Source organism: Henriciella algicola, from assembly GCF_003576245.1.
Classification (GTDB): Bacteria; Pseudomonadota; Alphaproteobacteria; order Caulobacterales; family Hyphomonadaceae; genus Henriciella; species Henriciella algicola.
In genome coordinates, this window is sequence record NZ_QWGA01000007.1 from 342,029 (window position 1) to 355,510 (window position 13,482).

Below are 13,482 nucleotides of genomic sequence, written 5' to 3' on the forward strand. Positions count from 1 at the left end.
AGATCATACCGCTTTAAGGAGCGCGTGACGCTTCTTGCCGGCGGATAGCTTCACGGCATCCCCATCGCCGAGATCTGCGAGCGTCAGCGTTGCGTTCTCATCGCTGACCAACTCGTCATTCACACGGACAGCGCCCTGTTTGATGAGACGGCGCGCCTCGCCATTGGATTTGGACAGACCCGCCAAAGCGAAAGCCGCTGCGACCAGAATGCCGCTTTCCAGCTCATTGCGCGCGATGTCAGTTGTCGGAAGAGCGTCATCCCGGCTTCCCGCGCCAAAGACCGCAGATGCCGCCCGTTCAGCGTCCTGCGCGGCATCCGCGCCGTGCAGAAGCGTCGTCGCAGCATTTGCGAGCGCGATCTTGGCTTGATTGATTTCAGCCCCCTCGAGGCTTTCCAGTTTCGCAATCTCGTCTAGCGACAGATCTGTGAACAGGCGCAGGAAGCGGCCAACATCGGCGTCTTCAGTATTACGCCAGAACTGCCAATACTCATAAGGCGATTTGCGGTCCGCATTCAGCCATACGGCCCCATCTGCCGTCTTGCCCATCTTCCCGCCGGACGCAGTTGTGATGAGGTGCGCCGTCAGGCCGTAGGCGTCGCCGCTTTCGGCTTTGTGCACGAGGTCGACACCACCAACGATATTGCCCCACTGATCCGAACCGCCGATTTGCAGGCGGCATCCATGCTGCCGGAACAGCTCCAGGAAGTCGTAGGACTGCATGATCAGGTAGTTGAACTCAAGGAAGGTGTAGGGCTGCTCGTTATTGAGCCGCCGCGCAACGGTTTCCTGCTTGGTCATCGTGTTGATGGTGAAATGGACGCCCACTTCGCGAAGAAGCTGCAGGTAGCCCAGCTTGCCGAGCCAATCATCATTATTGACCATCATGGCGTCAGTTGGTCCGTCCCCGAACTTCAGAAATGGCTGGAAGGCTTTTTTGATGCCTTCCATGTTTGCCGCGATCTGTGCGTCGGTGAGCAACGGACGTTGCTTCTCCTTGTCAGTCGGGTCGCCAACTTTAGTCGTGCCCCCGCCGATCAAGACAATGGGTTTGCCGCCGCAACGCTGAAGGTGCCGGAGCATCATGATCTGCACCAGATGGCCCACATGGAGACTGTCGGCGGTCGCATCATAGCCGATATACGCGACCGGGCTTCCACTCGCACAATAGTCATCCAGCTCCACTGGATGGGTGACCTGCTTGATAAAGCCGCGGGCTTCAAGCGTGCTCAGGAAGTCTGACCTGTATTGGCTCATGCCGGTTTCTCCATTATCGAAGGGCGCTGCTAGCACGGGTCACGTATTAATTGGAACAGCCTTCAGATCATTTTGAACCAGTGTGGGCTGCGGGCTTCATGTCCGGCACATCTATTGACGCGGTCGATGCAGCTCTGATCCTGACAGATGGCGAGCGGGTACTCGACTTCGGTCCGGCTGCTGAACGCAAATACACGCCTGAGGAGCGCGCTGTCCTGAAGGCGGCCGTTGATGCCGCTCGCAAATGGGCCTGGACCGGTCCGCAGCCAGAAGCCGCCTTCCGCAAAGCGAATGCCGTCCTGACGAAAACTCACTCTGATGCTTGGCAGCAGCTGATCAATGGCTGGAATGGACCAGTCCCAGCCATCGCAGGCGTGCACGGGCAAACGGTGCTTCACAAGCCGCCCGCCAATGGCGCACGCGGAAACACACTCCAGATACTCGATGCAGACAGCCTACACTCAGAGTTCGGCGTGTCGCTGGCATACGACTTTCGCAGCGCCGACGTTGAAGCAGGCGGGCAGGGCGCGCCGCTCGCACCAGCCTTTCATGCCGCCCTGCTACAGAACCTTGGCGATACGAGGTCAAACGCGGTCCTGAACCTCGGAGGCGTCGCGAACGTCACCTACCGTTCCGCTGACGGAAACCTCGTCGCTTTCGATACCGGGCCCGCCAACGGTCCTATCGATGAATGGATGGAGCAGCACGGCGCAGGCACCCATGACGAGGATGGCAAGACTGCCGCCGCGGGCCGTGTCGACGACATGTCCATCGACCTCTGGATGGACAAGCCATGGTTCGACCTTCCCGGACCGAAAAGCCTCGACCGCTTCGATTTCGACGCAACGCTGGCGCGCGGGATGAGCCTTGAAGACGGTGCTGCGACTTTGACGGCATTCTCAGCGGAAACAGTCGCGCACGCGGTCCGCAATTTTACAGAGCGCCCCGACCAGATCATCGTATGTGGGGGTGGGCGGCGTAACCCTCAGCTGATGCGCGAGCTTAGGCAACGCGTGCCATGCGGGGTGAAAAGTGCCGAAGATGTCGGCTGGCTCGGCGACTCCATTGAGGCGCAGGCTTTTGCATTTTTGGCAGTGCGTACGCTGCGAGGCCTGCCAATCAGCTGGCCCGGTACGACAAGTGCGCCCGCACCGATGGCGGGCGGGCGCCTTATCGATTAGTCGTCGTCGCCCTCGTCCTCGTCGTCTTCGACGTCGTCGGACTGGTTGGCAATCGCGGCAGCCCCGCGCTTCTTGGACGTATCCGCCTCAAGACGCATCTTCTGCTCGTCCTCGACGAGACGGCGGTCGACATAGGCTTCGCATTTGGCAATCAGTTCTTCGTGCTTGTCGACGAAGAAGTGATTGGCACCGGCGATCGTGTCGCGCTCGATGACTTCACCCTTTTGAACGCGAACCTTCGTCAGTGAACGCTCAACGTCTTTCGGGCCGGAAATCTTGTCGTTCTCACCCGAGATGATGAGACCCGAAGCCGGGCAGGGCGCGAGGAAGGAGAGGTCGTAATGGTTGCATGGCGGCGCGATCGCGAGGAAGCCGTCAATTTCAGGACGGCGCATCAGCAGCTGCAGCGTGATCCAGGCACCGAAAGAGTAGCCTGCGCACCAGACAAAGCGCGGATTCTCGGTCAGGTTCTCCATGTAATCAAGGACATAGGCGGCATCTTCGAGCTCGCCAACGCCCTGATCATAAACACCCTGCGAGCGGCCAACGCCGCGCGTGTTAAAGCGCAGAACGCCAAAGCCACGCTTCTCGAACATCTGGTAGAGACGGATCGTGATCGGATCCTGCATGGTGCCACCAGCACGCGGGTGCGGGTGAAGAACGAGAGCAATCGGCGCGCCTTCCTGTGCCGGTTCGGTGTAGCGGGCCTCGATACGGCCTGCCGGACCAGGAATAATGAGTTCTGCCATGCTGGGCGCCTCTTTCTTTCTGTCGCGTAGAGCTGGGAAGTGAAGAGGGCGCTTTAGGCGAAAGCAACCGCAGAATGCAAGTTTTTGTGTAAGGACGCGCCGTGTTATCGTATGTGCAGCACCATGATCTACGCAGATTACAACGCAACGGCACCGCTCCGTCCCGAAGCGCGAGACGCCATGATCGCCGCGCTCGAAGTCGGGGCAAATCCGTCCAGCGTTCACGGCCCCGGTCGCAAGGCACGTAAAATACTTGAGACAGCCCGGCGGCAGGTCGCTTCGGCCATATCCGCCATCCCGCAGGACCTCATCTTCACATCAGGTGGCACGGAAGCCATCGCGCTCGCCATCAATGGCGTCGTGCGACAGCTTGAAGGCAAGTGCACGCTGCTCGTCTCCGCCATCGAGCATGAAGCGGCAGCCAAGAACGCAGGCTATTCAGGCGCGGCCGTCCAGTCCGTCTATGTTACCCGCACCGGGGAAGCGGATCTTGAGGACCTGTCCTCTCGGCTCGCAAACTGGGACACGGACAGACACGGGACACCTGTGCTCGTCCTGATGCTCGCGAACAATGAGACCGGCGTGATCCAGCCCGTTGCCCAAGCTGCCGCGCTGGTGCGTGAAGCTGGCGGCCTGGCAATTTGTGACGGCGTTCAGGGGCTCGGCAAGATGCCGGTGAACGTTTCGCTTCTGGGTGTCGATTATCTCGCGCTGTCTGCGCACAAGGCAGGTGGGCCACAGGGAGCGGGTGCACTCTGGCTGAGAAGCGGCGCGCCGCTGAAGGCTGGATTGTATGGCGGCGGTCAGGAGCGATCCCTGCGCTCAGGAACTGAGAACCTTGCCGGCATTGCAGGCTTTGGCGCTGCAGCAGAAGCGAGCGTCGCAGACATCAGCAATTTCACGAAGCTGGCTCAGCACCGCGACCGAATGGAAGCGCGCCTGAAAGCTGAGGGCGGCGTGACCGTGTTCGGCGAGGAAGCGCCGCGACTCCCGAACACATCGAACTTTGCCTATGGCGGATTTCGGGCTGAAACGCAGGTCATGGCAATGGACCTCGCGGGCATTGCGGTCTCATCCGGCTCTGCCTGCTCGAGCGGCAAGGTGAAAAGATCACTTGTCCTCGCAGCCATGGGCGCAGATGACGCTCTTGCAGAAAGCGCAATCCGCACCAGCTTTGGGTGGAGGAGCAAGCCTGAAGACTTTGACCGCACTGCGGACGTCTGGCTGAAGGCTCTGCACCAGAGAAAGACGAAGGAGACGGCTTGAATGCCTGATGACGTAAGGGTCAAGGATAGTATCGACAAAGGCACCGTCGCAGCGGCGAAGGCGCTTGAGTCCGAGAACTACTCTGCTGGCTTCAAGACAGACATCGAGACCGAGTATGCGCCGAAAGGCCTGAACGAGGACGTCATCCGCTTCATCTCCGAGAAGAAGGGTGAGCCGTCCTGGATGCTCGACTGGCGCCTGCAGGCCTATGAGCGCTGGCAGACGATGGAAGAGCCAGACTGGGCAAAGGTCGACTACGAGAAGATCGATTACCAGGGCATCTACTATTACGCGGCGCCGAAACAGGGCGCGAAGTATGAGTCCATCGACGACGTCCCGAAAGAAATCCTCGAAACCTACGAAAAGCTCGGCATCCCACTTCGCGAAGCCGAAGTCCTTCTGGGTGTCGAAGGTGCAGCGAATACGGCAGCTGAAGCTCGCACTGACGATCAGAAACCCCGCGTCGCGGTTGATGCGGTCTTCGATAGCGTCTCGGTGGCAACGACCTTCCGCAAAGAGCTTGAGAAGGCCGGCGTGATCTTCATGTCGATTTCAGAAGCGCTTCGCGAACATCCTGACTTGGTTCGGAAATATCTCGGCTCTGTGGTGCCACAGTCTGACAATTTCTTTGCAACGCTGAACAGCGCTGTCTTCTCTGATGGTACGTTCGTTTACGTGCCTGAAGGCGTCCGCTGCCCGATGGAGCTCAGCACGTATTTTCGCATGAATGCGGAAAATACAGGCCAGTTCGAGCGCACCCTGATCGTGGCCGATAAGGGATCTTACGTCTCTTATCTCGAAGGCTGCACCGCGCCGATGCGCGATGAGAACCAGCTTCACGCCGCCGTTGTCGAGCTTGTTGCGCTCGAAGATGCCGAAATCAAATACTCGACCGTCCAGAACTGGTGGCCGGGTGATGAAAACGGCAAGGGCGGTATCTTCAATTTCGTGACAAAGCGCGGTGATTGCCGCGGCGCTCGTTCAAAAATCAGCTGGACGCAGGTCGAGACCGGTTCAGCCGTCACATGGAAGTACCCGTCCTGCATCCTGCGCGGAGATGAAAGCCAGGGCGAGTTCTACTCAATCGCGGTGACCAATGGCCGCCAGATGGCCGACACTGGCACGAAGATGATCCATCTCGGCAAGAATACCCGCTCGCGCATCATCTCGAAGGGTATCTCAGCTGGCCGGTCGGACAACACGTATCGCGGCCTCGTCTCGATCCACAAGAAGGCAGAGAAGGCGCGTAACTTCACGCAATGTGATTCGCTGCTGATCGGCGGCGACTGCGGCGCGCACACGGTGCCGTATGTCGAGAATCGCCGTGCCGACGCGCAGCTGGAGCACGAAGCGACGACGACCAAGCTCTCTGAAGACCAGCTCTTCTATGCCCGCCAACGCGGCCTGGGCGAAGAAGAGGCTGTCGCTCTTCTCGTGAACGGGTTCGTGCGCGAAGTGATGCAGCACCTGCCTATGGAATTTGCCGTCGAAGCCCAGAGCCTGCTCAAGGTCAGCCTTGAAGGGTCTGTGGGCTAGCGAGCATCTATGGCGCTGACTGAAACGACGTTTGCAAACTGGCTCCAATCGTTTGGACAGGCTTTGTCAGCGCTCAACAGCAAGCGTATCGTCGAACTCTTCTCAGAGGACGTCAGCTTCCACTGGACGCCGTTTGACGCGCCGAGCGAAGGGCGCAAAGCGCTGCTGGCGGCGATGCAGGAAAGACTGAGCCGGCAAAAAGACCCGGTCCTCGATTTCGATATCATCGCAATCAGCGAAGACGCGGGCTGGGCCCACTGGACGGCCTCATTCACGCGCGATGGCACGGATGATCCGGTTCGTGTGGACGGCATCCTAAAGGCAACCTTTCGGGGCAGTGAATGCTGCGAATATCGACAGTGGCAGCATGTGCTGGAGCCGGGCCAGGGCGACCTCATGCGAGACTTCGACGCCTGAACTTACTTTCGTCTATTGGTTGATACCCATTAACGGTCGGCACACGGATTGCTGTTATGGAACGGAGAGTATCTTCAGGCTGACTTGATTGGACCTTCATGGCCCGCCTTTGTTTCATTTTGGGATGTCTCGCGCTTGCTTCCTGCGCGTCACCGGCCAAGCCGACCCCATATTATATCCCCTACGATGGCTATGGCGCGTCTGCGTCCTTCTCCGGTTTTTCCCGCGGCGAAGTCATCGGCCGCGATGATGGGCGCTATGCCGCCAGCCTTTCCGTTGCCGACATTGGCCCCGGCCTCGACCGTTTCATGTCGCCTCAGGCTGACGGCCTTATCCTTCTTCCGAACCGTCTGGACCGCTCGAAGCTCGACTATTCAATCGAGAGCCTGAAAACCATCGATGAGTGGCTGAAAGACGTTCACACCGTAAACCGTCTGCAGGCTGCGGAAGGCAGGGCAGGGGAATCGCTCATCGCTGACGGTCGCGGCGACAATACTGTGACCTTTGCAGGTCTCTATCTCGGCGAAGTGATCCGCGCCAATTCGCATCTCGATTGGCGCTGGGAGCGTTTCGACCGCTTCATGGCCGCCAATCCGTATTTCACCGAGCACTATGGGTTTGACCCAGGCCTCGACAGTTTCGTGCTGGTTGGCCCTCAGGGCGTCGCCACACCGATCAATACCGCGCTGAAGCGGATCCTGAACGGCCAGGAAGAAAGCCTGCATTACATCGGCACGCTTCTGCTTGATCCGATCGACCTTGATGCTGCTGTTTCCGGCCATGATTTCTACGGTCTGACCGATATAAGCTGACATTTGCTTGCGGGTGCGGCGAAACGGGCTTTGAAAACAGGGCCGACATCTCTACATCGGCAGCATGTTGAAGCTTGATAATCTGACCGCCGATGTTGGCGAAGGTGATGGCCGCAAGACCATCCTCAATGGCCTGTCGCTGGAAGTCCCTGCAGGCGAAGTCCATGCGATCATGGGGCCCAATGGCGCTGGCAAGTCGACGTTGTCCTACGTGCTGACTGGCCGCGAGGGCTATGAGGCCACAAGCGGCACCGCGACCCTCAATGGCGAGGACCTCCTTGAGATGGAGCCCGATGAGCGCGCAGCCGCCGGTATCTTCCTGTCATTCCAGTACCCCGTCGAAATTCCCGGCGTGCCTGTCATGACGTTCGTTCGCGCCGCGATCAACGCCCAGCGCAAGACGCGCGGCGAAGAAGAAATCTCAGCGCCCGACTTCATCAAGAAGGCACGCGAGATCGGCCAGAAGCTGAACATCGACGCCGAGATGCTGAAACGCCCGGTCAATGTCGGCTTTTCCGGCGGCGAGAAAAAGCGGCTCGAAATCTTCCAGATGATGATGATGGAGCCCCGCTTCGCCATTCTCGACGAGACAGACTCTGGTCTCGATATCGATGCGCTGAAGACAGTAGCAGATGGCGTGAATGCACTTCGCAGCGAAGATCGCGGCATGCTCGTCATTACGCACTATCAGCGTCTCCTCGACCATATTCAGCCAGACCGCGTGCACGTGCTCGCCAAGGGCCGGATCGTGAAATCCGGCGGACCCGAGCTCGCCCTGCAGCTCGAAAAGGAAGGCTATGACGGGATCCTCGGGGAGGTCGCTTGACTACGACCGCCCTCAAGAACCCAAGCGAAGCCGAGCGCCAACTCGCAGAGCTGTTCTCGCGCCACACGCCTGAAGCTGCGCAGAAGGCAGCGTTTGAGGCCTTCGCACGGACCGGCCTGCCGCACCGGCGCATGGAGCAGTGGAAGTGGACTGATGTCCGCCAGGCTGTCTCTGAGCTGGCACCGGTAAAGGCTGAAGCCGACACGTCGATTGAACTTCCGTCCAATGCGGTGAAGTTGAGCTTCGACGGCTCAGGCTGGACCATTCCTGATGAGCTGCCTGCTGGGATCAATATTTTCCTGAAGTCAGGCGGCCACGACTTCGCGCAAGCGGATGCGTTGCCCGTCGGGGCGCTTGCAGCCTCGATGACCGGTTATTCCAGTAAAGACATGCTGATGATTGAGGTTTCGGCCAAAGTCGATCGCCCGCTGGTTCTGGCCTATCAAGGCGGCGGCGACGCAGCTTTCTCGCGGGTCGTCTTCGTCGTTCGTGAGAACTGCCATGTCGACATATTCGAACACTATAGCGGCGGGGCAGGGTTCTCATCCTTCCTGACCGAATTTGGTCTTGCCGAAGGCGCGAGCGTCAAACGGACGCTGCTGCAGGAAGCCAGCCAGCAAGAGGTGACGGCGATCACCACCACGGCGCATCTAGATACCAAGGCCGTGTTCACCCAGAGCGCGCTATCCTTCGGCGGCAAACTTTGCCGAATCGAGACGCATTTGGAGCATAAGGGGGAGGGCGCCGAGGCCACGCTCAACGGCGCCTATCTTGCTGCTTCTGGCTACCACACCGATTTCACGACCCATGTCACGCACGGCGCTGAATCCTGCGTGACGTCGCAGCTGACCAAAGGCGCAGTTGCAGACGGCGGCCGCGGCGTTTTCCAGGGCAAGTTTCTGGTGCCGCGCACGGTTGGCCAGTTCACGGACGCAGAGATGCAGCACCAGGCGCTTCTCCTAGAAAACGGCGCCGAGATCTTTGCCAAGCCTGAGCTTGAAATCTATGCCGACGACGTCGAGTGCGAACACGGCAACACATCCGGCCAGCTAGACGAAGATGCCCTTTTCTACATGCAGCAGCGCGGCATTCCAAAGCCGGAAGCGCGCGCACTGCTCACCGAAGCGTTTATCGCAGAAGCACTTGAAGAAGCGCATGACGACGTTCGCGCCCAGCTCGTAGATGCCACCCGCCGCTTTCTTCGGAACCAGCGGGGCGGCTGATGGCACGTGCTCTCGACCTCAATGCCGTTCGTGCGGAATTTCCGATTCTGAGCCGCGAAGTGAATGGACGCCCGCTCGTCTATCTCGACAATGCGGCGAGCGCGCAGACCCCAGACGCCGTTCTGGACAGCATGTCGAACCAGGCACGGACTGCCTATGCCAATGTGCACCGCGGCCTCCATACGCTGGCGAATGAAACAACAGAGGCTTATGAGGGCGCCCGCGAGAAAGTACGCCGCTTCCTGAACGCCCCGAGCGAAGAGAACATCATCTTCACCAAGGGCGGCACCGAGGCGATGAACCTCGTCGCCAACGGCATCACAGACATGATCGAGCCGGGCGATGAAATCGTCCTGTCAGTAATGGAGCATCACTCCAACATCGTCCCTTGGCATTTTCTGAGAGAGCGCCATGGCGCCGTCCTGAAATGGGTGCCTGTATCAAAGGATGGCTCGCTCGACATGCAGGCGCTGGAGGCAGCCGTCGGGCCAAAGACGAAGCTCGTTTCGCTAACACATATGTCCAACGTGCTCGGCACGAAGGTTGATGCGAAGCGCGCGACAGAGATCGCGCACGCTGCCGGCGCTTATATCCTGATTGATGGCTGCCAGGCCGGCGTTCACCTGAACCTCGACGTTCAGGACATTGGTTGCGACTTCTATGTGCTGACAGGTCACAAGATCTACGGCCCGAGCGGCATCGGCGCGCTCTATGGCACGGCAGAGGCACTCGATGCGCTGCGCCCGTACCAAGGCGGCGGCGAGATGATTGAAATCGTCGAGCAGGACCGGGTCACTTACAACGTCGCCCCTCACAAGTTTGAGGCGGGCACGCCGCCAATCCTGCAGGCAATCGGCTTTGGCGCCGCCATCGACTGGTTGTCAGCCTTCGATATGGAAGCTGTGCGGGCGCATGAAACTGCACTTCTGCAGAAGGCAACAGCCGAGCTTTCTGCGATCAATGGCATCCGCATTCACGGCACATCTGAAGGCAAGGGCCCTGTGCTGTCGTTCAGTGTTGAGGGCGTGCACCCGCATGACATTGCGCAGCTCCTTGATCGCTACGGTGTCGCCATACGTGCAGGTCACCATTGCGCTCAGCCTTTGATGAACCACCTAGGTGTTAGTGCAACCGCACGGGCGAGCTTTGCGCTCTATAACACAGAGCAAGAAGTCGATGAGTTCATCGAAGCGCTAAACAAAGCGCGCGGAATGCTGTTATAAGGTCCTGCAATGCCAGATGATATGAGCCTCTCAGAAACGCCGGAAACGAGCGAAGACACCAGCGGATCGAAGATTCCGCAGGAAGAACTCGATCGGCTGACCGATGAGCTGATCATGGCGTTCAAATCGGTGTTCGATCCGGAAATCCCCGTCGACATCTACGAACTGGGTCTGATCTACAAGGTCGACATCGACGACGATCGCAAGGTCGATATCGACATGACGCTGACGGCGCCTGGTTGCCCGGTTGCAGGCGATATGCCTGGTTGGGTCGAGAATGCGGCCCGCACCGTGGAAGGTGTCAACGATGTCGAAGTCCGTCTGACCTTCGATCCACCATGGGATCCGTCGCGTATGTCCGACGAAGCGCGTCTCGCGCTGAACATGCTCTAGTTGAAACACGCCTCAAGCGATCACACCTGTTAGATATGGCCAGAAGACCACGTCCCCAACTCATCAAGCTCACCGATGAAGCGGCTCGCCGCGTCGAGGAGATCATGAGCGAAAAAGGTGCCGGCTATCTCAGGGTCGGCGTCAAGAATGGCGGCTGTGCCGGCATGGAATACGTCATGGACTACGTCGATGCGCCCGCCGAACTTGATGAGGTCGTCGAAGACAATGGTGTGAAGATCGTTGTCGATTCGAAGGCCGTGCTCTTTCTTCTCGGCTCGATCGTCGACTATGAAACGACGCTGCTCCACGAGAAATTCGTGTTTCGGAACCCGAACCAGACGGATGCGTGTGGCTGCGGCGAAAGCGTGACAATCAATCCGGCCGCTGCCGAATAGAACTCGCTTCGAACGCAACCAGTTGCTTCGAATATAATTGCTGGCGGCAGAACCTTCACAAGAGGATCTGGTTTTGAAGCCGCCAGCGCTGAATTTATTCAATTGCGATTGGTCCTGCAGACCTACTCAGCCGCAGGCGGCGAGCACGTTGCGGCGAAAGCACGAAAAACGTCATCGACTTCGGGCAGTACGAGCGCAACTTCGCCCTCTCGCTGAATATTCATCGTGACATCCTCGCCGAGAATGGTCGCGTTATAGATTTTTCCCGCATCACCGTGTGACTTCGAGTGTACCAGATCGACAGCCGGAATCATGGTCCAGAGCGATTTGCCGTCATCAACTCCGTCCCGGATTACATTGACATCGACAGTGCGGCGGAACGGTGCGTTCGCTTTCATCTTGCGAGACAGGTCGCCCCCTTCGAAGGAGATCATGGCCGTCAGCTGTCCATCCGCGTTGCATGAGAGGAGCGTCGCCACGCCGTCATTTTCTTGCGCAAAGATGGATCGTGGAGCCTCAGCACTGTGCTGACCGTAGGGCTGCCAGTTTGCAGCGAATGCCGCTGGGATGGTTGCTGAGCAGATAATTGCGAGTGTTGCTACCTTATTCTTATTCATGATGATGTTCCTAAATGGCTTGCCCTGCCTGAACACCACATCGTTTATCATGAATGTATTATCGAATAAAGATATATTCGGTGGCTTTGAACCCGATCCTAGAGGAAACGGCCAATCCCCTGTCTGCTCAGGGTGTCAAATTGAGCCTTTCGACCGGCCCAATGCTATTTGCCAGATTCGGATTTCCTGACAGTCTCCGCCAGTTCAGCGGCCTTTTGACAGACATCTATAAAACGGCCCACTTCTTCATCCAGCGGCGGCAGATCCAGCGTTTCATCGAAGTAGTTGGTCGCCTTGATCCGTATAGGCAGATCCTGCAACAGCGCGCCCATCGCAACGGCGGCTTGAGATGCTTTCTGGTTCGCCAGAACTCTGTCGCGGCGCCGCACATTGTAGAAGGCGAGGTCGAAGGCGTAATCGCCAACCCAGAGATAGACCGGAATGGAACGCAGGCGGCTGGCGCGCTTTCCATGGAGCAGCTCAATGAAGTCGACGCCCTCGAAGCTGTAGAGGACGTTCAAACCGTATTCGTCGCTGCACGAGAACATCACGCCCGGCCTTTCCGTGGCGGTCGTGTGGAGCGTGTACATGGTGTAGTTGATGTCATCGCGGCCTGAACCGCGAAAGGTGACGGACCGCTCCCACCCATTCATTTCCCACCCACCTTCAGATGGGGGATCAGCCGGGGGTTGCTGAGCAGTCGCGCCCATACAGACACCGACAAGCGCGGCAATAGAAACCAGAAAACGATGATACATCAGACAGCCCTCACTCTACCTTGAAATGAGAAAAGGTCAGAGTTTGAGCGCGTGGTCAACCTGCACGAACCGGCTCGGGCAAGAGCTCGCTTTTGCCCTCTCGTCCCGCTTCTCTCGCAAGCGCCGAACATCCGTCTTCCACTCGGCTCTCAAGCAGGGCGAGAAACTCGGACTTTGAAAGGCCGGGCTGGATCGGCTGGAGGAATTCGATCACTGCCTTACCCGGCTTCTTCATAACTTCCTGTTGCTGCCAGAACAGGCCAAGATTGGTTGCAACTGGCACAACTGGCACGTCCATCGCTTGCTGCATATGCCAGACGCCGGGTTTGTAGGGAAAATGGAAGCCGGGAGGTGCGAGATGGCCCTCTGGATAGATCAACACGCGTCGGCCCTCATTTTTTGCCTGTTGAACACCCTCGGCGAGCGACTCGGCGCGCCGGTGACTGCCACCGCACGTGTCGATGACGATGGCACCAAGCTTGTTCAGGATGCGGCCAACCAGTGGAAACTTCTCCAGATGGTCGCCGGTGACGAAAACAAGGTTGTTCACTTCCGGATAGATCAGGAAACCATCGCCCCAGCTCTGGTGTTTGGCCGCTAGAATGAACGGCCCTTTGGGCAGGTTCTGCTTGCCGCGAACGTTGGTGCGGATGCCCGCGATCCATCGAAGGGCGAACCGCGTCGACATTGTGTACAGGCGTACAAGGCCACGGACGGCTGCCTGGCCGGGGAGCAACATGGCGGGCAGGGCGAGCATCACGCAGATGAAGGACAGGACGTCATAAACGCCCGTGAAGAGATAGCCTCTGATCATGGGACGATCCTTTCG

The 13,482-nt window shown here is 58.6% G+C and carries 15 protein-coding genes; 10 read left to right on the forward strand and 5 right to left on the reverse strand.

Annotated features, from left to right (window positions below; all coding sequences use genetic code 11):
- Nucleotides 1–3 precede the first annotated feature (3 nt).
- Nucleotides 4–1,257 (reverse strand): tyrosine--tRNA ligase, encoded by a 1,254-nt coding sequence (tyrS, locus tag D1222_RS11370; protein WP_119454377.1) that lies wholly within the window; start codon nt 1,255–1,257, stop codon nt 4–6.
- A gap of 50 nt (nt 1,258–1,307) precedes the next feature.
- Between tyrS and D1222_RS11375 the strand changes: the two genes are divergently transcribed.
- Nucleotides 1,308–2,438 carry an anhydro-N-acetylmuramic acid kinase gene (locus D1222_RS11375; protein ID WP_407646745.1) on the forward strand — a complete coding sequence of 377 codons (1,131 nt, stop codon included), beginning with the start codon at nt 1,308–1,310 and terminating at the stop codon, nt 2,436–2,438.
- Here the strand turns inward: D1222_RS11375 and D1222_RS11380 are convergent.
- On the reverse strand, nt 2,435–3,187 hold the full coding sequence (locus D1222_RS11380; RefSeq protein WP_119454379.1) for an alpha/beta hydrolase: 753 nt from the start codon (nt 3,185–3,187) through the stop codon (nt 2,435–2,437). The two genes, D1222_RS11375 and D1222_RS11380, sit on opposite strands and share 4 nt — an antisense overlap.
- A 123-nt stretch (nt 3,188–3,310) precedes the next feature.
- Here D1222_RS11380 and D1222_RS11385 point away from each other — a divergent pair, with 123 nt between their 5' ends.
- From D1222_RS11385 to D1222_RS11425, 9 genes are all read left to right on the forward strand, one after another.
- On the forward strand, nt 3,311–4,453 hold the full coding sequence (locus D1222_RS11385) for a cysteine desulfurase family protein (protein ID WP_119454647.1): 1,143 nt from the start codon (nt 3,311–3,313) through the stop codon (nt 4,451–4,453).
- Nucleotides 4,454–5,989, forward strand: a complete 1,536-nt coding sequence (gene sufB / locus D1222_RS11390) for a Fe-S cluster assembly protein SufB (RefSeq protein WP_119454380.1) — start codon at nt 4,454–4,456, stop codon at nt 5,987–5,989.
- 9 nt (nt 5,990–5,998) lie between these two features.
- On the forward strand, nt 5,999–6,406 hold the full coding sequence (locus D1222_RS11395; RefSeq protein ID WP_119454381.1) for a nuclear transport factor 2 family protein: 408 nt from the start codon (nt 5,999–6,001) through the stop codon (nt 6,404–6,406).
- Between the two features lie 98 nt (nt 6,407–6,504).
- Nucleotides 6,505–7,218: a hypothetical protein gene (locus D1222_RS11400; RefSeq protein ID WP_119454382.1), complete on the forward strand. Its 714-nt coding sequence runs from the start codon at nt 6,505–6,507 to the stop codon at nt 7,216–7,218.
- A gap of 64 nt (nt 7,219–7,282) precedes the next feature.
- Nucleotides 7,283–8,044, forward strand: coding sequence for a Fe-S cluster assembly ATPase SufC (gene sufC, locus D1222_RS11405; RefSeq protein ID WP_119454383.1), 762 nt, complete (start codon nt 7,283–7,285; stop codon nt 8,042–8,044).
- Complete coding sequence (gene sufD / locus D1222_RS11410) at nt 8,041–9,267, forward strand: Fe-S cluster assembly protein SufD (protein ID WP_119454384.1); 1,227 nt, start codon at nt 8,041–8,043, stop codon at nt 9,265–9,267. Before sufC ends, sufD begins: the two co-directional genes overlap by 4 nt.
- Nucleotides 9,267–10,490 carry a cysteine desulfurase gene (locus tag D1222_RS11415; RefSeq protein WP_119454385.1) on the forward strand — a complete coding sequence of 408 codons (1,224 nt, stop codon included), beginning with the start codon at nt 9,267–9,269 and terminating at the stop codon, nt 10,488–10,490. Before sufD ends, D1222_RS11415 begins: the two co-directional genes overlap by 1 nt.
- 9 nt (nt 10,491–10,499) lie before the next feature.
- Nucleotides 10,500–10,883 (forward strand): SUF system Fe-S cluster assembly protein, encoded by a 384-nt coding sequence (locus tag D1222_RS11420; RefSeq protein WP_119454386.1) that lies wholly within the window; start codon nt 10,500–10,502, stop codon nt 10,881–10,883.
- 35 nt (nt 10,884–10,918) lie between these two features.
- A complete protein-coding gene (locus D1222_RS11425) occupies nt 10,919–11,278 on the forward strand; it encodes a HesB/IscA family protein (RefSeq protein WP_119454387.1) in 360 nt (119 codons plus the stop codon).
- Between the two features lie 122 nt (nt 11,279–11,400).
- Here the strand turns inward: D1222_RS11425 and D1222_RS11430 are convergent, their stop codons facing one another.
- The 3 genes from D1222_RS11430 to D1222_RS11440 form a co-directional block, all read right to left on the reverse strand.
- The gene (locus tag D1222_RS11430) at nt 11,401–11,946 is read right to left on the reverse strand and encodes a hypothetical protein (RefSeq protein WP_119454388.1); all 546 of its coding nucleotides are present in this window, start codon (nt 11,944–11,946) and stop codon (nt 11,401–11,403) included.
- Between the two features lie 113 nt (nt 11,947–12,059).
- A complete protein-coding gene (locus D1222_RS11435) occupies nt 12,060–12,653 on the reverse strand; it encodes a hypothetical protein (protein ID WP_147371862.1) in 594 nt (197 codons plus the stop codon).
- A 55-nt stretch (nt 12,654–12,708) separates the two neighbouring features.
- A complete protein-coding gene (locus D1222_RS11440; protein ID WP_233348713.1) occupies nt 12,709–13,467 on the reverse strand; it encodes a lysophospholipid acyltransferase family protein in 759 nt (252 codons plus the stop codon).
- Nucleotides 13,468–13,482 lie beyond the last annotated feature (15 nt).